Source organism: Nonomuraea maheshkhaliensis, from assembly GCF_039529435.1.
Lineage (GTDB): Bacteria > Actinomycetota > Actinomycetes > Streptosporangiales > Streptosporangiaceae > Nonomuraea > Nonomuraea maheshkhaliensis.
The window spans coordinates 45,843-65,359 of record NZ_BAAAMU010000061.1 but is presented as its reverse complement, the minus strand read 5'-3'; the positions used below and the strand labels follow the sequence as shown (position 1 = coordinate 65,359).

Sequence of the window (19,517 nt, the reverse complement as noted above, 5' to 3'; positions counted from 1 at the left end):
CGCCGAGCGGCCCGACCCGGACCTGGCGCGCCAGCGGGCGGCGGTGGACGCGTTCCTGGCGGCGGCGCGGGACGGCGACTTCGAGGCGCTCGTCGCGGTGCTGCACCCCGACGTGGAGCTGCGCGCCGACTCCGGTCCGGCGGCGGCCATGCCGTGGAGCGAGCTGCGCGGCGCGATCACCGTGGCCGAGCAGGCCGTCATGTTCAGCAAAATGTCCGACTACGCGTTCCCCGTGCTGGTGAACGGCGCCGCGGGCGTGCTGCTCGCCAGAAACGGCACGGCGTTCACCGTCGGGGTGCTCACGGTCGTGGACGGCCGGATCAGGTCCATCGACATCCTGGCCGACCCAGCCCGGGTGGGCCGGCTCGACGTGGCCGCCCTGACGCGACCCCACTGACGTGACCTCTGCCGGGCCCCTGGCCCCCGCGAGGGGGTCAGGGGCTGGTGAAGATCGGCATGGAGAAGAAGACGATCATCGCGATGGCGACGCAGAGCAGGAAGCCGACGGCCTCCCAGATCCAGTCGTAGTGGTGATCCTTCTTGCGGCGGACCATCTTCGGCGGGCGGCCGTCGTCGGGCCGCCGCTTGGGGACGGGACGGGCCCGCACCGGGCGCGGGGCCAGCAGCGAATCCGGCCGCTTGGGGGTCTCGCGCCCGGGCTCGTCCCGCCGGCCGGGCAGCCGGTAGACGGGCTCTTCCGCGGGCTTGGCGCCGGGCTTGCCACTGGGCTTGGCGCCCGGCTTGGCACCGGATCTGGTGGCGGGCTTGGCAGCGGGCCGGGCCTCGGGCTTGGCGACGGGCCTGAGGCCGGGTCCGGCGGCGGAACGTGCGGCGGGCGGCCCGTCGGCGGACCTGGAGACGAGCTTGTCGGCGGGCTTGGCGGCGGGCCCCCGGGCGAACCCCAGAGGGGGCTCGTCAGAGAGCACGTCGCCGGGCCACTCGGCGGGCCCGGAAGCGGGCCGGATGGCGGGTTCGGCGGCCCGGCCGGTGGCCGGCTTCGGCCGCGGCTGGAACAGCGGCGCCGCCTCATCGGGCGGTGACGTCCGCTGGAGCATCGGCGCCGGCGGCTGCCGGAACTCCGCCGGCTGGGGCGCGAGCCGCTCGCTGTGCACGAGGACGTCGCCGGTCATGTACGGATCGGGCGCGTCCTTGGGCAGGATCACGTCCCCGGTCGCGAACGGATCGGCCGCCGACGCCTCCGGCGGCGCCATGAAGAACGGCCGCTCCGGCACAGGCGTCCCGGCACCCGGCGCCGACGGCCGGTTCCCCGACAGCCGGTTCTCAGATCGCCGGTTGTCGGACGGCCGGTTGTCGGACGGCCGGTTGTCGGACAGGGCGTCCCCGAAGATGCCCGGCGAGTCCAGCACGTCCCTGAAGGGCCGGGTGGAGCCCAGCGGGTCGCGCAGCGGCAGGTCGCCGCCAGGCGTGCGCCGCCCGTAGAGCTTGGGCATCGGGGTCGTGGTCTCTTCGAGCGGCGAGACCCGCGACGAGGCGGGAGGCGTCAGCAGCTCCTGAGGGAAGATCACCGTGCTGGTCGCCGGGTCCGCCTCGGCCAGCGGCTGCGGCCAGACGGGCGGGCTGGGCCAGCGCGGCTTGACGAACATGGGTCCTGGCGCCGCCGTACGCGAGCCGGCGAAGTGGATGCGTACGGCACCGGGCGGCTGCGGCCAGGGGAGCCGGCCGAGCACGTCGTTCAGCGGCGCGACCTTCAGCGCGCCGAAGACGTCGGCCACCGGCTTGGGCAGGCGGGCCCCGGCCGAGGCGAGCGCCGATCCCAGCGCCCGCCTGAACCGGTGCCCCGCGCCCACGGCCAGTTCCTCGGCGGTGTCGGGGGCCACGTCCAGCACCCAGGCCAGCTCGGACTTGCTCAGCCCGCACACGGCGCACAGGACGAGCACCTCGCGGTGGTGGGGGCGCAGCTCGCGCAGGGAGCGCTCGACGAGCGCGGTGGCCGGGTCGATGAGGGGATCGACGGCGGGCGGGGAGTAGGTGATGTTGCGCCGGTGGATCTCGCGGCGGGCGAAGGCGTAGATGGCGGCGCGGGGAGGCACGGTGGCCGGAACGCTGGTGAGCACGGTGACCAGGACGTCGGACGCAGAGCCGAGGTCGCCGAGCTGGTCCGCGCAGTACGCGAACAGCCCGGCGGCGTAGCGGTCGTAGAGCTCTGCGATCAACTCTGCGCGCTGGCGCTGATCGGTGAGCGGCTGAGACACGGGGCCGGTCCTCTTGCAGTGTGCGGACTCTGGGGGTGAGGGGGCGCGTCAGCGTCTTGTGGACTGATGCGTCAGGAATGGTCAGGGTAATCATGCCAACCCTCGTGGTCCGGCGCACTACCAGATCCGGATTTAGTGTGAATATCCCAGGTCATTGACAGCCCCAAGTGAAGCGTTTAAGGAATACCCGGGGGGACAGAGTCCTGCATATCGCCGTAGGGTGTGGGGTCAAGAGATCATGCGGCGGTCGTGGCAGGGGGGCTGCGGCCCTGCCACCGAAGCCCGAAGCGAGAGTTCGCGCGTGATCACATTCGACTCTGTCACCAAACGTTATCCGGACGGAACGGTCGCCGTGGACCACCTCAGCCTTGAGGCGCCCACCGGCGAGATCACCGTGTTCGTCGGCCCGTCCGGGTGCGGCAAGACCACGTCCCTGCGGATGATCAACCGCATGATCGACGCCACCGAGGGCCGGATCCTCCTCGACGGCGAGCCGGTCCAGAGCATCGACCCGCCGACGCTGCGGCGGGGCATCGGCTACGTCATCCAGCAGGCCGGCCTCTTCCCCCACCGGAAGATCGTCGACAATGTCGCCACCGTCCCCTACCTGCTCGGCTGGGACCGCAAGAAGGCCCGCGCGCGGGCCATGGAGCTGCTGGAGCGGGTCGGGCTCGACCCGGCCTTCGCCTCCCGCTATCCGTTCCAGCTCTCGGGCGGTCAGCAGCAGCGCGTGGGCGTGGCCAGGGCCCTGGCCGCCGATCCGCCCGTGCTGCTCATGGACGAGCCGTTCAGCGCGGTCGACCCCATCGTGCGCACGAGCCTCCAGGACGAGCTGCTGCGGCTGCAGGGCGAGCTGAACAAGACGATCGTCTTCGTCACCCACGACATCGACGAGGCCATCAAGCTCGGCGACCGGGTGGCGGTGCTGCGGGTGGGCGGCAAGCTGGCGCAGCTGGCCGATCCCAAGACGCTGCTGTCGGAGCCGGCCGACGACTTCGTCCGCGAGTTCCTGGGCCACGACCGGGGGATCAGGCGGCTGCAGTTCGTCTCCACCGAGGGGCTGCGGATCCGTACCGACCTGACCGTGACGGAAGGCTCTGGAGACGGTGCGGCAGAGCCGTGGCTGCTGGTCGTGACCGGTGACGGCCGGCCGGTGGGCTGGCGCTCCGGCGCGCGGCCGTCCGAGCTGGAGCCGTACGGGACCTACGTGCACGGCCGCGACAGCATGCGCGCGGCCCTCGACGCCGCGCTGCTGTCGCCGTCCGGCTGCGCCGTCGCCGTGAACGGCGATGGCAAGGTCGTCGGCGTGGCCACCAGGGAGGCGCTGGACGCGGCGCTGGCGGAGGCCGCAGATGGGTGACGGCCCTCCTTCCATCTGGGAGTGGATCGGGCGCAACTGGGACACCGGGCGGGTCGACAGCATCAGCAACCTGCTGACCGACCACCTCACGATGTCGCTCGTGCCGATCGTGCTCGCGCTCGTCCTGGCGCTGCCGCTGGGCCTGGCCTGCGTGCGCTGGCGCTGGCTCTACCAGCCCACCTCGGGCTTCATGAACGTCGTGTACGCGCTCCCGTCGCTGCCCGTCTTCATGCTGCTGATCTCGGTGACCGGGCTCTCGCAGACCACGGTGATCATCCCGCTGACCTTCTACGGCATGGCGGTGCTGATCCCCGCCGTGGTGGACGGGCTCAACTCGGTGCCCGACCACGTCCGCCAGTCGGCCGTGGCCATGGGCTTCACGCCGCTGCGCCGGCTGCTGCAGGTCGAGCTGCCGATCGCGGTGCCGGTGGTGCTGGCCGGGATGCGGGTGGTCGCGGTCTCCAGCATCAGCCTGGTCAGCGTGGGGGCGCTGATCGGGCAGGGCGGGCTCGGCGGGCTGTTCACCCGGGCCTACCAGAACCCGTTCATGCCGCCGGTGATCGTCGGCATCGTGCTCATCGTGGCGCTGGCGCTGGTCGCGGACGGGCTGCTGGTCCTGGCCCAGCGGCTGCTCACGCCCTGGGTGCGAGCCAGGAAGGGGACGGCGTCATGAACTGGCTGACCTCCTTCTTCGCCTGGCTCGTCGAGTTCTTCGGCAACGGGGACAACTGGGCCGGGCCCGGCGGCATCCCCGCGCGGCTGCTTGAGCACCTGGAGTTCTCGGCCCTGGCGCTGCTGCTGGCCGTGCTGATCGCCGTGCCGCTCGGCCTGGCGATCGGGCACACCGGCCGGGGCGAGGTGCTCGTGGTCATCTCGGCGAACCTGGCCAGGGCGCTGCCCACGCTGGGGCTGCTGGTGATGTTCGTGCTGCTGCTGGGCACGGCCTCGATCTGGCCGGTGATCATTCCGCTGGTGCTGCTGTCGGTGCCGCCGATCCTGGTCAACACCTATGAAGGCGTCAAGGGAGTCGATCCCGAGCTGCGTGACGCCGCGTACGGGATGGGGCTGCGCGGCGGCCAGGTCCTCGGCCGGGTGCTGGTCCCCGTGGCGCTGCCGCTGATCCTGCTCGGCTGCCGCCTGTCGGCGATCCAGGTCGTGGCCACCACCACCGTCGCCTCCTACACGGGCCTGGGCGGTCTCGGCCGGTATGTCATCGACGGTTTCGCGACCAAGGATTACGCGAGCGTCGTCGGGGGTTCAGTACTGATTGTGCTGTTCGCACTGGTGGTGCAGCTCTTGTTCGCGCTCGCGCAGAGGGTGGCGGTCTCACCGGGGGTGAGCCAGCGGCTGAAGGTCCGATAATCTCCCGTATTACCTCCCGCTTAGAAGGGTTATGCAACATGAGACGCAAGTACGGCATCGTGGGGGTGCTCCTCTCGGCGATGCTCGCGCTGTCCGCCTGTGGTGGCGGCAGCGGCGGCACCGGGGGCAACCCGCTCGACACGACGAGCGCGGCCCCCACCGGCTCGGCTTCGGGCGCTGGAGGTAAGGCCGTCATCGGCTCCTTCGACTTCGACGAGAGCGTGCTGCTGGCCTCGATCTACGCCCAGGCGCTGGAGGCCAAGGGCGTGCAGGTGGAGGAGAAGCCGCGCATCGGCAGCCGTGAGGTCGTCTACGACCAGGTCAAGGGTGGCGGCTTGACCGTGGTGCCGGAGTACAACGGCAACCTGCTCGCGTTCGTGGACCAGAAGGACACCGCCGTGACCACCGACGAGGTGAACGCGGCGCTGAAGTCGAAGCTGCCGGCCGAGCTGGAGGTGCTCGACTCCTCGCCCGCCGAGGACAAGGACAGCCTCTCGGTCACCAAGGACACCCAGACCAAGCAGTCGCTGAACACCATCGAGGACCTGGCCAAGGTCTCGAAGGACATGATCGTCGGCGCTCCGCCCGAGTTCAAGAAGCGCTGGGAGGCCCGCTTCAAGGACGTCTACGGCCTGGAGTTCAAGGAGTGGAAGCCCACCGGGCCGACCACGGCCGACGCCCTCAAGGACGGCTCCATCCAGGTCGGCAACATCTTCACCACCGACCCCAAGATGACGGCGAACAACCTGGTCCCCCTCCAGGACACCAAGAACATCTTCGCCGCCCAGAACGTGATCCCGCTGCTGCACAAGTCCTCCGCCGACGACACGATCAGGACGACCCTGAACGGCATCTCGGCCAAGCTGACGACCGAGTCCCTGCTGGAGATGATGCAGAAGATCTCCGTCAACAAGGACGAGCCCGCGACCGTGGCCAAGGAATGGCTGACCTCCAACGGCCTGGGCTGACCCCCGCCGCGCGCGTGAGGGCCCGCACGGGCCCTCACGCCCTGTCGCCCGGACCCGTCCGATGAGTTCCCCCGAGAGCTTCACCGAGGCGATGGCTCAGCTCGCCGCCGGGGTGGCGGTCGTGACCGCGCGCGACGGGCGCGACGACATCGGCACCACCGTGACCGCGCTGATGTCGGTCTCGCTGGAGCCTGCGCTGGTGCTGGTCAGCCTGGCCTCCGCGGGCTACCTCACCGAGGTCCTGCTCCGGCAGGACCGCTGGGCCGCCTCCCTGCTGTCGTCGGGGCAGGCGGCCGTGGCCAGCCGTTTCGCCACCGCCGGACGGCCCAGCGCCCGGCTGCTGGTGGCCGGCACGCCGCACCATCGGGGGGAGCACACGGAGGCGCTGGTGATCGAGGGCGGGGTGGCCGCGATCGAGGCCGAGACCACCAGGGTGGTCCCGGCCGGGGATCACACGGTCTTCGTCGCCGCCGTCCTGGACGTCAGTTACGTCGATCCGTCACTTCAGCCGCTGGTACGCGTACGCGGCCGCTACCGCTCGGCCACCTGACGCCCGCGGGCTCAGCGGATGACGTACCAGGACGGCAGGAGCAGCGGGCCGCCGGCGGCGGGCAGGCCCAGCTCGGCCGACAGGCGGGCCAGCGGCCCCCAGGCGTCCAGCCGGATCCTGGCCAGCGCGGCCGACTTGTCCTCGCTGGAGTCGGGCCCGCGCAGCCGCTCGACCACGTTGAGCCTGGGGTAGGAGCGCACGGGGGCGTCGTCGGCCAGCCCGGCCCGCTTGCGCGCCAGGGCCAGCGCGTCCTCCAGCCCGCCCAGCTCGTCGACCAGGCCGTTGGCCCGCGCGTCCGCGCCGGTCCAGACCCGACCCCTGGCCAGCTCGTGGGTGCGCTCGCGGCTCAGGTTGCGGCTCGTGGCCACCTTGCCGGTGAAGTCGTCATAGATGCGGTCGAGCCAGGCGTTGACCCGCTCCCACTGCTCGGTGGAGAAGCCGCGCGAGGTGGAGAACATGCCGGCGTTGGCGCCCTCGGCCACCATCTCCGAGGTGACGCCCAGCTTCTCCAGCAGCTCCGACAGGACGGGCTTGCCGCCGTAGACGCCGATCGAGCCGGTCAGCGTGCCCGGCTGGGCGATGATCACGTCGGCGGCCATCGAGATGAAGTAGCCGCCGGAGGCCGCCAGGTCGCCCATCGACACGATGACCGGCTTGACCTCGCGCAGCAGCGTGACCTCGCGCCAGACCGTGTCGCTGGCCACGTAGGAGCCGCCGGGGCTGTCGACCCGGAACACCACGGCCTTGACGTGCTCGTCGCGCCTGGCGGCGCGCAGCGCGGCGCTGATCGTGTCGGAGCCCATGGCCCCGCCCCCGCCGAGCGGGCTGCGCCCGCTGCGACCGGTCCTGATCATGCCGGTGGCGTGCACGAGCGCGACCCCGTCGGCCGTGGGGTTGGGCAGCTTGCGTACGGCCGCGCCACGGGCGTAGCGGGCGACGTACAGCAGGTGGGCCTCGTCGCCCGCGGCCCGCTTGACCTCGTCGTAGACCTCGTCCCGGTAGGCCAGCCCGTCGACCAGCCCGGCCTCGTGCGCCTCGGTGGCCGTGAACGGGCCCCGGTCGATCAGCTCGCGCACCTTGCCCGGGTCGAGCCTGCGGCTGTCGGCGATGCCCGCGACGAGGCTCTCGGTGATCGACTCCACGATGCGGCCCATGGACTCGCGGTGCGGCTCGGTCATGCGGTCCTGGGTGAAGGTGTTGGCGGCCGTTTTGTACTCGTGCCGCTGGCCGACCTCGTAGCCGATGCCCAGCTTGCCCAGCGCGCCCTTGACGAAGCGCTGCTCCACGGCCACCCCGGTCAGCCCGACGTCGCCGCTGGGCTGCAGGTAGAGGCGCTCGAAGGCACTGGCCAGGTAGTAGGGGACGGTGCCGCCTCCGAACTCGCCGAACGTCTCGCCGAAGGCGACGGTCAGCTTGCCCGAGGCGCGGAAGTGGATCACGGCCTGGCGCAGCTCCTGCACCATGGCCAGGCCCAGCGGATTGCCGCCGATCTTCACCACGAGCGCCTTGACGCGCGGGTCCTGCCTGGCCCGGCGCAGGCCCGACAGGACGTCGGCCAGGCGGGGCTTGCGCATGGACAGCAACGCGGCGACCGGATCCGCCGGCGGGCCTTCCGTGAGGCCCTCTGTGAGGTCGAGCTCCAGCACCAGCGGGGCCGTGCGCCGCTGGCGGAGCTTGCCGACGGTTTCGAAGATCGCCTTGCCTGCGTCCATAGAAGCCACCCTAAGCGACACATTTCGAAAAACGTTCCGCCCGACGAACCGAGGTCGTCCGGCGGGCGGGAAGTCCCCGCCCGCACCTGTCATATCGTGATGACGACCTTCCCGGAGGCATGCCCCTCCTCCTGGTACCTGACCGCCTCCACGGTGTCGGCGAACGCGTACGCGCGATCGACGACCGGCGTGACCTGGCCGCTCTCGATGAGCTCGGTCAGCTCCCGCAGGTTGCGCCGGTTCTCGGCGCTGCCGATCACCTGGGTCACCACCGCCTTCTGCGAGGCGAACATCGACGCCGCGACCATCGTGAACATGCGCCCGGCCGGCTGCACCCACCGGCCCGCCGCCGCGCCGAGCATGACGCAGACGCCCTTGCGCTTGAGCACCCGCCGGCACTCGGCGAACGAGCGGTTGCCCGCCACGTAGAGGATCGCGTCGTACGGCGGCCCCATCCGGGTGAAGTCCTCCTTGGTGTAGTCGATCACCTCGTCCGCCCCGAGCGACCTGACCAGGTCCACGTGGCGGGTGCTGCACACGCCGGTGACGTGCGCCCCGTACGCCTTGGCGAGCTGCACCGCGAACGTGCCGACGCCGCCCGAGGCCCCGTTGACCAGGACCCGCTGGCCCGGCCCGACCTTGGCGTCGTCGCGCACGGCGAGCAGGGCCGTGCAGGCGGCCAGGGGCACCGCCGCGGCCTGCTCGAACGACAGGTTCCGCGGCTTGGGCGCCACCTGGTGCTCGGGGACGCTGACGTACTCGGCGAACCCGCCGCCCTCGGGCATGGCGAACACCTCGTCGCCGGGGGCGTGCTCGGTCACCCGCTCGCCGACCGCCTCCACCACCCCGGCCACGTCCGCGCCCAGGATGGTCTTCTTCGGCCGCAGCCCGAGGCCGCCGGGCATGACGCGGGCGACGTACGGCTCGCCGCGCATGCCGTGCCAGTCCCAGGGCTGCACCGAGGTGGCGCGGATCCGGATCAGGACCTCGTGCGGGCCGGGGGCGGGGGTGTCGACGTCGGTGAGCCGGAGGACGTCGGGGGAGCCGTACGAGCGGAGGACGAACGCCTTCATGATGCCTTCCTTCCGTTGGCGGGCCCTCAGTGTGTGCGGCGATCGCGGGCCGGCGGAACAGCCGAAAGTACGAGCTCTCGACCGGCTGATCGGCCCATGGGGAAGGGGTCTCAGGGCCGATGAGCGGGGGCGGGTCCGGCGCTCACCATCGAGGCATGCTCAGGAACCGGAGATCCGGATGGCTCGCGCCCACGGGGTTGATCGCGCTCAGTGCCGTCCCCGTGCTGGCCGGCGCCATCCGCATGAACGAGATCGTGAGCGGCGCCGCGATCACCCCGGCCAACGCCCGCTTCCTCACCTTTCCCGCCCCCGTGGCCGTGCACATCGTGGCCGTCACCCTCTACACCGTGCTCGGCGCCTTCCAGTTCGTCCCCGGGCTGCGGGCGCGCAGGCCCCGATGGCACCGCGCGGCGGGGCGGCTGCTGGTGGTGGCCGGGCTGCTGGCGGCGCTGTCGGGGCTGTGGATGACGTTGTTCTCCGAGGTGCCGCCGGCGGACGAGGGGCTGCTCGCCTGGTTCCGGCTGGTGTTCGGCTCGGGCATGCTCGCCGCCCTCGTGCTCGGCTTCCGCGCCATCCGGCGGCGCGAGGTGCGCCGGCACCGCGCCTGGATGGCCCGCGCGTACGCGATCGGCCTCGGCGCCGGCACGCAGGCGCTGACCCAGGGCCTGTGGCTGGCCTTCGCCGGCCCGCCAGGCGACGTCACCCGGGCGCTGCTCCTCGGGGCGAGCTGGGTGATCAACCTCGCGGTGGCCGAGTGGATCATCCGCCGCCGCCGTGGATCCAGGCGGCTCCCGTCGCCGGTCAGCCCTTGACGCGGTCGGTCTCGTACGCCCACATGGCGATCTCGACCCGGTTACGCACCCCGAGCTTGGTCATCAGGCTCGCGACGTGGCTCTTGACCGTGCTCAGCGAGATGTGCAGCTCGTCGGCGATCTCGCTGTTGGTCCGCCCGCGCGCCACCGTCACCAGGATCTGCTCCTCCCGGTCGGTGAGCGGCTCGATCGGCTGCACGCGCGGCCCGGAGGGAGCGGCGCCGGCGAAGGCCGACAGCAGCCGGGCGGTGATGCTCGGGGCGATGAGCGCGTCACCCCTGGCGGCGGCGCGGATCGCCTGGCCGAGCAGGTCGGGGCCGGCGTCCTTGAGCAGGAACCCGCGGGCGCCCGCCTGGAGCGCCGCGTAGACGTACTCGTCCAGGTCGAACGTGGTGATGACGACGACGGCCATCGGGTCGGCCACGTCGGGCCCGGCCAGGAGGCGGGTGGCCTCGATGCCGTCGCAGCGGGGCATGCGGATGTCGAACAGGCACACGTCAGGACGTAACCGCCTGGCCAGCTCGACGGCCCGGCGGCCGTCGCCCGCCTCGGCGACGACCTCGATGTCCGGCTGGGCGTCGAGGATCATCCTGAGCCCGGTGCGGGCGATCTCCTGGTCGTCGGCGACGACCACCCGGATGGGGGCGTCCGCGGGGTCGCCGGTCGCGCTCATGCTCATGTGCTCCTCGGGGAGACGTCGTGCTTCGGGGTCCTGGGCAGGACGGCGGTCACGGTCCAGCCGCGCCCCGGGTTGGGGCCGGCCTCGCAGGTGCCGCCGAGCAGGTCGGCGCGTTCGATCATGCCGAGCAGCCCGTACCCGGGTGAAGGTGTGGGCCTGGTGGCGGTGCTGTCGCCGTCGTCGCTCACCCGCAGCCGTACGGAGTCGTCGTCGGCGGCGACCCTGACCTCGATCCTGGTGGCGTGCCGGGCATGGCGGCGGGCGTTGGTGACCGACTCCTGGGCGATGCGGTAGACGGCGGCGCCGACCGAAGGCGGCACGCCGTCGAGGTCGCCGTCGATCAGCACCTCCACGGCGGGACCGACCTTGGGCCGCCCGGCGAGCTGCTGGAGGTCGGCGAGGTGGGGGTTGGGGGCCAGCTCGGGCATGTCCCCGCTTCCCGGCGTCCGGTCGCGGCGCAGGACGCGCACCATGGCCCGCATCTCGGCGAGCGTGCGCGACGCCTCGGCCTCGATCACGCGCAGCGCGTCCACGGCGGCGTTCGGATGCGTGGCGGCGGTCGCGATGCCGGCCTGGGCGCGGATGGCCATGGCCGAGACGTGATGGGCGACGGTGTCGTGCAGGTCGCGGGCCAGTTGCTCGCGTTCGAGCAGTTTGACCTGGTCGAGCTCGCGCGCCCTGGCCCTGGCGCGGTAGCGGAAGGCGCCGCCCAGGGCGAACGCGGCGAACACGACGGTGAAGGCGCCGATGACGTCGGAGGCGGCGAGCTGCCCGGGGACCGTGGCGACCTGCCCGGTGAGCGTGGACGTGGTCACCGCGGCGGTGATCAGCCCCAGCCCGAGCGTCATCTCCCGCCCGGACCCCCACCGGGACAGCGCGTAGAGCAGGATCACCATGTAGGCCACCGAGCCCATCTCGGCCGGGTCGGCGCCGGTGACGTTCTGGATCAGGCCCGTGACGATGACGGGGACCGCCAGGCAGGCCAGTGGATGGGTGCGCCGCCATAACAGGGTCGGCAGCATGACCAGCGGATAGACGATCGAGAGCGGCCGCCACAGCAGGTCCGTCCGCAGGGTGCCTTCGAGCACGACGGCCAGCGCGAACAGCCCGGTGAGCGCCCAGTCGCGCCACACCCTGCGCGGGGCGCCGGGCGGACGGGGCTCGTCCCACACGGAGCGGAGGAGGCCGTGCACGCCCTCATCGTACGAGAGCGGGCCCCGGCCCGGCGCGGGGGAGCGCCCGCGCCGGGCCGGCGGTGGCTACCTGGCGCGCAGTGCCGCCCAGACGTCGATCCGCGGCGTGGTGACCTCCGTGCCGGCGCTGGTGTAGGCGATCGGCTTGCCGGTGCGCCGCAGCGCGGACACGAGCTGGTCGACCGAGGCGGTGCGCCGCTTCTGGCGCAGCACCGCCAGCGCGCCCGTGACGTGCGGGGTGGCCATCGAGGTGCCGTTCAGCGACGCGTACGTGTTCCCGGCGATGGCCGCGGTGATCGCGACTCCCGGCGCGAACACGTCCAGCAGCGCGCCCCTGTTGGAGAAGGCCGCCACCGCGTCCTGCTTGTCCGTGGCGCCCACCGCGACCGTGTTCGAGACGCACGCGGGCCACGACACCGCGTCGTCGAAGCCGTCGTTGCCCGAGGCCACGACGGTCGCGGCGCCCTTGGCCATGAGCTTGTCCACCTCGGCCTTGAAGTCGGCCCCGTCGCCCTCGTCGCAGGCCACGTCGTACTTGCCGCCGCCCAGGCTCAGGTTGACCGCGGCGATGTTGTACTGGTCGGCCAGCAGGTCGGCGTAGGCCATGCCGGTCAGGATGGAGGAGTCGTAGGCCAGGATGCAGACGGGACGTCCGGCGCAGTACGGGGAGTTGTCGAAGCGGCTGAACACCTGGACCGGCACGATCCTGGCCTTGGGGGCGACGCCGTCGGCGGCGAACTCGGCCGTCCGCCGACCGGCCGCGATCCCGGCCACGTGGGTGCCGTGGTAGCAGAGGCCGTACTGCGGCTGCGGGGCGCCCGTCGTGCACGCGGTGCTCTCCGCGTCGGCCGCGCCGTCGCCGATCTGGAACTGACTGCCGTTCGGGCACAGCGGGGTGGAGCCGTCGACGGGGTCGGCGGCCGAGAAGCACGCCTGGGCCACGACGCGGCCGGCGAAGGCGGGGTGGTCGTTGTCGATGCCGGAGTCCAGGATGGCCACGGCGGTGCCCTTGCCGGTGAAGCCGGAGCGCTGCGCCCGGTCCGCGCCGATCAGCGGGATGCTCTGCACCAGCGTGGGCTCGTTGAGCTTGTCCTTGCGGATCGAGACGACGTCCGACTGCCCGGCGATCTGCTCCAGCTCGGCGCGGGTGCCGCGGTAGACGAAGAAGTCGAGCTTGGCGGCGATCTCGGAGGGCGGCTGGGCCTCCACGTTCTTCCTGTCCCGCTTGACCGCCTCGGCGCTGGACTGCACGGCCTGCACCTGGGCGGCCCGGTTCACGTGCACGATGGCGCGGTGCTCGCCGCTCGCGGTGATCGCGGGGTCGATCTTGGACTCGGGGTCGGCCAGGGCGGGCGTCGCGATGAGCGTCGCCGAGGTGGCGGCCAGCGCGATGGCGCCGGCCAGCAGAGACGAGAGTCTCAACCGTTCCTCCGGAGGGGTTCGGGGGGAGTTGTCGGGAGAAGTGTAGTAATTCAACTAGTGGGGTCAGAGGGAAAGGTGGGTTTTCGCGCGAAAGGCCGGACGGTCGTCCCGCCCGGCCCGGGAATGCGCGTGATCAGACCTGCGGGTTGGTGGCGGGGGTGGCGCCGGCGGTGGCCCGCTCCACGTCGATGCGCGCCGTGGTCACCTGGGTGCCCGCGGCGTTGAACCGGATCTGGGCGCCGGTGTCGCGCAGCCGCTGCAGGCTCTGCTCGACCGTGTTGTTCGGGAACGCCTGCCGCATCAGCGCGAACGCCCCCGCCACGTGCGGCGCGGCCATCGAGGTGCCGTTCTTGTCGCCGTAGGCGTCGTCGGGCACCGAGGAGCGGATGGCCACCCCGGGCGCGAACAGGTCGAGCAGCGGCCCTCGGTTGGTGAACGAGGCGAGCGCGTCGGAGTCGTCCGTGGCGCCGACCGCGATCGCGGTGGAGACGCAGGCGGGCGCGGAGACGCCGTTCTCCCAGCCGCTGTTGCCCGCCGCCACCACCGGGGCCACGCCCAGGCCCACCAGCGCGTCGAACTCCGGCTTGACCGCCCCCGCGCTCGGGTCGGTGTCGCACGCCTCCGCGTACGCCCGCCCGCCCCCGAGGCTCATGTTCACCGCCGCGACGTTGTGCGTCCGCGCCACCCTGGCCACGTATTCAAGCGCCAGCTTCTGGTCCGAGGTGTAGCTGAGGAAGCACGGCGTGGGGCCGACGCCGCAGGTCAGCGGGTCGTCCACGCGGCTGAAGACCTGGATGGGCAGCAGGCGGGCCTCGGGGGCGACGCCGTTGGCCGGCGCTCCCGCGGTCAGCCGGCCCGCCGCGATGCCCGCCACGTGCGTCCCGTGCGAGCAGACGTTCGCGCCGTCCACGGTGCACTGCGGCGTCTCGACGTCGGCCGCGCCCGGCCCGGTCTGGCTGGGCTGGTTGTTCGGGCAGAGCGAGACCGTGCCGTCACTCGCGTCGGAGGAGGAGAAGCAGGCCTCGTCCGCGATCCGGCCGGCGAAGAACGGGTGGTCGCGGTCGATCCCGGTGTCGAGCACGGCGACCGTGGTGCCGGTGCCGTTCCAGCCGGCCCGGTTGGCCCGGTCCGAGCGGATCACGGTGGTGCTGACGTCGAGGTTGGGCGCGCTCAGCTCGTCCTTGTAGACGGCCTTGACCCGGTTGTCCTTCTTCAGCTTGGCCAGCGTCCTGTCGTCCACCTCGGCCACGAAGAAGTGCGGCGACTGCGCCGCCTCCAGCACCCGGCCGCCCTCGGAGGCCATCTCCAGGTCATTGGCCACGGCCTGGACGCTCTGGCCTGGTTTGAGCTGGATGATGGAGCGGACCTTGTTCTTCTTCTGGATCTCCGAGACGAGCGCCGGGCTGATGATCGGATCGCCGGTGTCGGCGGAGTCGGCTTGCAGTGCCGGAGCGGTCCAGAGCACGGCTGATGTCACGGACAGCGTCAGGACGCCGGTGAACAGAGACCGTAGCCTCACTTTTTCCTCCCGGGGCTGGAGCCGTGAAGCATTTTTCCGGCTTCCGGCTGCGTACAGCCGTTTACATCCCCCCGTGTGACAAGTGTGATGTCAGTGACGTATGTAGCCCAGAGAAACGTTGGAGGCTTTTTTGCCTTGAAGAGCGAGACGAGAGAGGGCCGGTCAGATTCGACCGGCCCTCTCTTGATTTATCGTTTTTCCCGGCTATTTGCCGGATTTGAGGACGTTCTTCGTCGCCTTCTTCAGCGCCGCCGCGGACGGCTTGGCGCTGAGCCGCACCTTCTCGCCGGCCGTCAGCGACGTGGTGCCGTTCGTGCCGTGCGCCCAGTTCAGCCAGGCCGTCAGCAGCGCGCCGTCGAGCTTGGCCTTGCCGGTCTTGCCGTTCTTCAGCACGCGGTACGCCTTGCCCAGCGACGACGCCTTCGTCAGCTCGGGGAACACCTTGCTGGACTTGCCGATCAGCTTCAGATAGCAGGTGAGCGTGGCGTCCGGGATGGAGCCGGTGCTGCGGTGCAGCTCGATCGCCCACTTCTTGGCCGTCAGCTTCTTGGCCGCCGTGCCGCGCGTGCACACCGCTGACACCGGTGACGCCGTGTGGGTGACGGTCACCGTGACCGTGACCGTCGGCAGCGGGACCGGGCTGACCGACGACGTGGGCTCGGGCTCAGGCTCGGTGCCCGGGTCGGGGTTCGACGAGTCCTCCGGCTCGGGGCTGGGGCCGCTGGTGTCGCCGGGGCCCGGCTGCGTCGGGGACTGCGTGATGGGCGGCTGCTGCGCCGTCCCGGCCAGGGCCGCCGCCAGGTCCAGGCGGGGCGTCGTGACCTGGGCGCCGTTGGAGTCGTACACGTACGGGCGGCCCGTGCTCTTCAGCTTCTCGATCAGCTCGGTCATCGGGACGTCCGGCGTGGCCGCCTTCATCAGCGCCAGCGCGCCGGCCACGTGCGGGGTCGCCATCGAGGTGCCGCTGTAGACGGTCGTGGCGTTGTCCGGCACCGACGACTCGATGTCCACGCCGGGCGCGAACAGGTCGAGCAGCGGGCCGCGGTTGGAGAAGTCGGCGACGGCGTCGGAGTTGTCGTTGGCGCCGACGGCGACCGCCGAGGAGACGCAGGCCGGATGGGAGACGCCGTCGAAGAACTCGTTGCCCGCCGCCACCACGGTCGCGATGTTCTTGGCCAGCAGCGCGTCGATCTTCTCCTTGAAGACCGCGCCCTCCTCGGTCCCGTCGCAGTTCGACTCGTACAGCATGCCGCCCAGGCTGAGGTTGACCGCGGCGATCGGCTGGTTCAGCGTCCCGACGTAGTCCAGCGCCTCGCGCAGCGACGACTCGTACGCCATCAGGCACGACGGCTCGCCGCAGAGCTCCTCGTCGTTGATCCGGCTGAACACCTGCACCGCCACGATGTTCGCGCCGGGCGCCACACCGCCGGTGCCGGCCGCGATGCCCGCCACGTGGGAGCCGTGGTCGCACATGTTCACCGCGCCGGCCAGGCACTTCGGGGTGGTGGCATCGGCCGCCGCACCGTCGGTCTGCTTGTTCTGCCCGTTCGGGCAGAGCGACTCGACGCCGGCCTCCTCGGTGGCGGAGAAGCACGCCTGCGCCACGATCCGGCCGGCGAACCACGGGTGGTCCGGGTCGATGCCGGTGTCCAGCACGGCCACCGCCTGGCCGGCGCCGGTGAAGCTCTTGGCGTGCGCCTGGTCGGCGCCGATCAGCGACAGGTTGGGGGAGACGTCCGCCGGCAGGTACGTACGGTCGCGGTGGATCGAGGAGACCCGGGGGTCCTCGGCCAGCTTGGCCAGCTCCTCCGCCGTGCCCTCGACGACCATGAACGACTGGCTCAGCGGCTGCAGCACCACGTCCACGTTCGCGGCGGCGGCCTGGGTGGCGACGGGGGCGTTCTCGGCGGGGTCGGTGAGCTCGACGATGGCCCGTTCGGTGCCGCCGTCCACGCCTAAGCCCGCTTCCACCTTGCTCTCGGGACCGGACGGCTCCTCGGTCGGGGTCGTCTCGGCCGGCGACTCCTCGGCCGGTGGGGTCTCCGCCGGTGGCGTCTCGGCCGGAGGGGGCTCCTCGGCCGGTGGCGTCGGCGTCTGGGACGTGCCCGGCGTGGGGATGAGCGTCGGGTCCTCCGCGTAGGCCGGAGCCGACAGCGGCAGCAGGGCCAGAACGATCGAACTCACGATCAAGGGGCGGAATCGCACGCGTCCTCCGAGGGGGATGATCTCGGAGTTTAGGGCGATTTGCCCGACACGCACAGGCCCCTGGGCCGGTTTCTCACGGAACTTTCAGCCGCCGCACCTCAAACGTTCAGCCCGAAACCGACCAGCCCGAAACCGACCAGCCCGAAACCGACCAGCCCGAAACCGACCAGCCCGCGACGCTCAGCCCGGACCCGTCCAGTCCGCGGACGTCAGCCCGGCCCCTCGTGGGTGAGCCACACCGCGCCCAGCGGAGGCACCCGCAGCGTGGCGGAGCAGGGCAGGCCGTGCCACGGCTCCTCCGTGGCCTCGACCGTCCCCATGTTGCCGACGCCGCTGCCCCAGTAGTCGTAGGCGTCGGTGTTGACCGCCTCCGACCACCGCCCGCCGTACGGGAGCCCGAGCTTGTAGCTCTCGTGCGGCCCGCCGCTGAAGTTCACCACGCACGCCACCGCCGAGCCGTCGTTCGCATAACGGACGAACGAGAACGTGTTGCCCGAGGCGTCGTCGGCGTCGATCCACCGGAACCCCTCAGGCCTGCAGTCCTGCTCCCACAGGGCGGGCGTCTCGCGGTAGAGCCGGTTGAGGTCGCGGACCAGCCGCTGCACCCCCTGGTGCCCGTCGAACTCCAGCACCCACCAGTCCAGCCCGCGCTCCTCCGACCACTCCGACCCCTGGCCGAACTCGCCGCCCATGAACAGCAGCTGCTTGCCCGGATGCGCCCACATGAACGCCAGCAGCGCCCGCAACTGCGCGAACCGCTGCCACTCGTCGCCCGGCATCTTGCCCAGCAGCGAGCCCTTGCCGTGGACGACCTCGTCGTGCGACAGCGGCAGCACGTAGTTCTCGGAGTAGGCGTACAGCAGCGAGAACGTCATCTGGTGGTGGTGGTACTGGCGGAAGACCGGCTCGTGGCGCAGGTATTCGAGCGTGTCGTGCATCCAGCCCATGTTCCACTTGAAGCCGAACCCGAGCCCGCCCAGGTGCACCGGCCGCGAGACCCCCGGCCAGGCCGTCGACTCCTCGGCCACGGTCGAGATGCCCGGAGCCTCCCGGTAGCAGACCGAGTTCATCTCCTTGAGGAACTCGACCGCGTCGAGGTTCTCCCTGCCGCCGTACACGTTGGGTGTCCACTCGCCCTCGCGCCGCGAGTAGTCCAGGTAGAGCATCGAGGCCACCGCGTCCACGCGCAGCCCGTCGACGTGGAACTCCTTCAGCCAGAACAGGGCGTTGGCGACCAGGAAGTTGCGCACTTCCCTGCGGCCGAAGTCGAACACGTAGGTGCCCCAGTCGGGGTGCTCGCCCCTGGCCGGGTCGGCGTGCTCGTAGAGCGGGGTGCCGTCGAAACGGGCCAGCGCCCAGTCGTCCATCGGGAAGTGGGCCGGCACCCAGTCCAGCAGCACGCCGATGCCGCGCTGGTGCAGGCGGTCCACGAAGTGGCGGAACTCGTCAGGCGTGCCGAACCTGGCCGTCGGCGCGTAATAGGACGTCACCTGGTAGCCCCACGACCCGCCGAACGGGTGTTCGGCCACCGGCAGCAGCTCCACGTGGGTGAAGCCCATGTCGGCGACGTACTCGGACAGCTGGTCGGCCAGCTCCACGTAGGACAGCCCGGGCCGCCACGAGCCCAGGTGCACCTCGTAGACGCTCATCGGCCCCGTCTGGGGCTGCGCCTGGCGTCGCTCGACCATCCAGGCGTCGTCCTGCCAGCTGTAGTCCGACTTGTCGATCACCGAGGCCGTCATCGGCGGCACCTCGGTGCGCCTGGCCATCGGGTCGGCCTTGTCCCGCCACACGCCGTCGGCGCCCAGGACCTGGTACTTGTACCGCTGCCCCGCGCCCAGCCCCGGCACGAACAGCTCCCACACCCCCGACCGGCCCAGTGACCGCATCGGGTAGGCGGTGCCGTCCCAGTGGTTGAAGTCGCCGACGATCCTGATGCCGCGCGCGTTCGGCGCCCAGACGGCGAACGCGGTGCCGTCGACGTCCTGGTGCTCCATCACGCGCGCCCCGAGCGCCTCCCACAGCCGCTCGTGCCGCCCCTCACCGATGAGGTGCAGGTCCACCTCGCCCAGCGTGGGCCAGTGCCGATAGGGATCGAGCACCTCGTAGGGCTGCCCGCCGGCGTACTGGACGCTGTAGCGGTAGTCGGGCACCTTGTCCAGGCCCGGGACCGTCACCTCGAACACGCCGTGGGCCTGGTGCTTCATGTCATGGGCAGAGCCGTCGGCCAGCACCACCTGTACACGTTCCGCCAGTGGCCGCAGCGTACGGAAGACCACCCCGCCGGACACGGGGTGCGCTCCGAGCACGGAGTGCGGATCATGGTGCGCCCCGCCCGCCAGGCGGTCGAGCTCTGTCCTCATCGGCATGCTCCCAACCCTGCCCTAAGATGACCGTCCATCCCAGGCACTGCCCGCTTTCACCGCGACAATCACCGGAAGTGCGAAAT

The 19,517-nt window shown here is 71.5% G+C and carries 15 protein-coding genes and 1 pseudogene; 7 read left to right on the top strand and 9 right to left on the bottom strand.

Translation table 11 applies throughout. The annotated features are described in order from the left end of the window. Positions 1-397: pseudogene (locus tag ABFX54_RS33350) on the top strand (RNA polymerase subunit sigma-70); the annotation flags it as partial. Between the two features lie 37 nt (positions 398-434). On the opposite strand, the gene ABFX54_RS33345 reads toward ABFX54_RS33350, so the two are convergent. Continuing rightward, complete coding sequence (locus tag ABFX54_RS33345) at positions 435-2,174, bottom strand: RNA polymerase sigma factor (protein ID WP_346110561.1); 1,740 nt, start codon at positions 2,172-2,174, stop codon at positions 435-437. 340 nt (positions 2,175-2,514) lie between these two features. Between ABFX54_RS33345 and ABFX54_RS33340 the strand changes: the two genes are divergently transcribed. The 5 genes from ABFX54_RS33340 to ABFX54_RS33320 all read left to right on the top strand — a co-directional run bounded on the left by ABFX54_RS33340 (position 2,515) and on the right by ABFX54_RS33320 (position 6,453). Continuing rightward, positions 2,515-3,573 carry an ABC transporter ATP-binding protein gene (locus ABFX54_RS33340; RefSeq protein ID WP_346110559.1) on the top strand — a complete coding sequence of 353 codons (1,059 nt, stop codon included), beginning with the start codon at positions 2,515-2,517 and terminating at the stop codon, positions 3,571-3,573. Continuing rightward, positions 3,566-4,246, top strand: a complete 681-nt coding sequence (locus ABFX54_RS33335) for an ABC transporter permease (RefSeq protein ID WP_106249460.1) — start codon at positions 3,566-3,568, stop codon at positions 4,244-4,246. The genes ABFX54_RS33340 and ABFX54_RS33335 overlap by 8 nt, the downstream gene beginning before the upstream one ends. Further along, a complete protein-coding gene (locus ABFX54_RS33330) occupies positions 4,243-4,935 on the top strand; it encodes an ABC transporter permease (RefSeq protein ID WP_346110558.1) in 693 nt (230 codons plus the stop codon). The genes ABFX54_RS33335 and ABFX54_RS33330 overlap by 4 nt, the downstream gene beginning before the upstream one ends. 38 nt (positions 4,936-4,973) lie before the next feature. After that, positions 4,974-5,903 carry an ABC transporter substrate-binding protein gene (locus ABFX54_RS33325; protein WP_346110557.1) on the top strand — a complete coding sequence of 310 codons (930 nt, stop codon included), beginning with the start codon at positions 4,974-4,976 and terminating at the stop codon, positions 5,901-5,903. A 61-nt stretch (positions 5,904-5,964) separates the two neighbouring features. Continuing rightward, the gene (locus ABFX54_RS33320) at positions 5,965-6,453 is read left to right on the top strand and encodes a flavin reductase family protein (RefSeq protein WP_346110556.1); all 489 of its coding nucleotides are present in this window, start codon (positions 5,965-5,967) and stop codon (positions 6,451-6,453) included. Positions 6,454-6,464: 11 nt separating this feature from the next. Here the strand turns inward: ABFX54_RS33320 and sppA are convergent, their stop codons facing one another. Next, complete coding sequence (gene sppA, locus ABFX54_RS33315) at positions 6,465-8,165, bottom strand: signal peptide peptidase SppA (RefSeq protein ID WP_346110555.1); 1,701 nt, start codon at positions 8,163-8,165, stop codon at positions 6,465-6,467. Positions 8,166-8,254: 89 nt separating this feature from the next. Further along, positions 8,255-9,238, bottom strand: a complete 984-nt coding sequence (locus ABFX54_RS33310; RefSeq protein ID WP_346110554.1) for an NAD(P)-dependent alcohol dehydrogenase — start codon at positions 9,236-9,238, stop codon at positions 8,255-8,257. A 155-nt stretch (positions 9,239-9,393) separates the two neighbouring features. Between ABFX54_RS33310 and ABFX54_RS33305 the strand changes: the two genes are divergently transcribed. After that, positions 9,394-10,050 (top strand): DUF2306 domain-containing protein, encoded by a 657-nt coding sequence (locus ABFX54_RS33305; RefSeq protein WP_346110553.1) that lies wholly within the window; start codon positions 9,394-9,396, stop codon positions 10,048-10,050. Here the strand turns inward: ABFX54_RS33305 and ABFX54_RS33300 are convergent. The 6 genes from ABFX54_RS33300 to glgB form a co-directional block, all read right to left on the bottom strand. Then, a complete protein-coding gene (locus ABFX54_RS33300; RefSeq protein WP_346110552.1) occupies positions 10,040-10,723 on the bottom strand; it encodes a response regulator in 684 nt (227 codons plus the stop codon). The two genes, ABFX54_RS33305 and ABFX54_RS33300, sit on opposite strands and share 11 nt — an antisense overlap. Before the next feature lie 2 nt (positions 10,724-10,725). Beyond that, on the bottom strand, positions 10,726-11,922 hold the full coding sequence (locus tag ABFX54_RS33295; protein WP_346110551.1) for a sensor histidine kinase: 1,197 nt from the start codon (positions 11,920-11,922) through the stop codon (positions 10,726-10,728). A gap of 66 nt (positions 11,923-11,988) precedes the next feature. Beyond that, entirely contained in the window at positions 11,989-13,344 is a 1,356-nt protein-coding gene (locus ABFX54_RS33290; RefSeq protein ID WP_346110550.1) for a S8 family peptidase, read from the bottom strand. Positions 13,345-13,477: 133 nt separating this feature from the next. Next, complete coding sequence (locus ABFX54_RS33285) at positions 13,478-14,863, bottom strand: S8 family peptidase (protein WP_346110549.1); 1,386 nt, start codon at positions 14,861-14,863, stop codon at positions 13,478-13,480. A gap of 204 nt (positions 14,864-15,067) precedes the next feature. After that, positions 15,068-17,047 carry a S8 family peptidase gene (locus tag ABFX54_RS33280; protein ID WP_346110548.1) on the bottom strand — a complete coding sequence of 660 codons (1,980 nt, stop codon included), beginning with the start codon at positions 17,045-17,047 and terminating at the stop codon, positions 15,068-15,070. 230 nt (positions 17,048-17,277) lie between these two features. Then, on the bottom strand, positions 17,278-19,431 hold the full coding sequence (gene glgB / locus ABFX54_RS33275; protein ID WP_346110547.1) for a 1,4-alpha-glucan branching protein GlgB: 2,154 nt from the start codon (positions 19,429-19,431) through the stop codon (positions 17,278-17,280). Positions 19,432-19,517: the final 86 nt, after the last annotated feature.

Excerpts from the sequence above, each read along its gene's own strand:
- ABFX54_RS33335 (WP_106249460.1), top strand. The coding sequence starts at position 3,566 with ATGGGTGACGGCCCTCCTTCCATCTGGGAGTGGATCGGGCGCAACTGG.
- ABFX54_RS33330 (WP_346110558.1), top strand. The coding sequence starts at position 4,243 with ATGAACTGGCTGACCTCCTTCTTCGCCTGGCTCGTCGAGTTCTTCGGC.
- ABFX54_RS33325 (WP_346110557.1), top strand. The coding sequence starts at position 4,974 with ATGAGACGCAAGTACGGCATCGTGGGGGTGCTCCTCTCGGCGATGCTC.
- ABFX54_RS33320 (WP_346110556.1), top strand. The coding sequence starts at position 5,965 with ATGAGTTCCCCCGAGAGCTTCACCGAGGCGATGGCTCAGCTCGCCGCC.
- sppA (WP_346110555.1), bottom strand. The coding sequence starts at position 8,165 with ATGGACGCAGGCAAGGCGATCTTCGAAACCGTCGGCAAGCTCCGCCAG.
- ABFX54_RS33310 (WP_346110554.1), bottom strand. The coding sequence starts at position 9,238 with ATGAAGGCGTTCGTCCTCCGCTCGTACGGCTCCCCCGACGTCCTCCGG.
- ABFX54_RS33305 (WP_346110553.1), top strand. The coding sequence starts at position 9,394 with ATGCTCAGGAACCGGAGATCCGGATGGCTCGCGCCCACGGGGTTGATC.
- ABFX54_RS33300 (WP_346110552.1), bottom strand. The coding sequence starts at position 10,723 with ATGAGCGCGACCGGCGACCCCGCGGACGCCCCCATCCGGGTGGTCGTC.
- glgB (WP_346110547.1), bottom strand. The coding sequence starts at position 19,431 with ATGAGGACAGAGCTCGACCGCCTGGCGGGCGGGGCGCACCATGATCCG.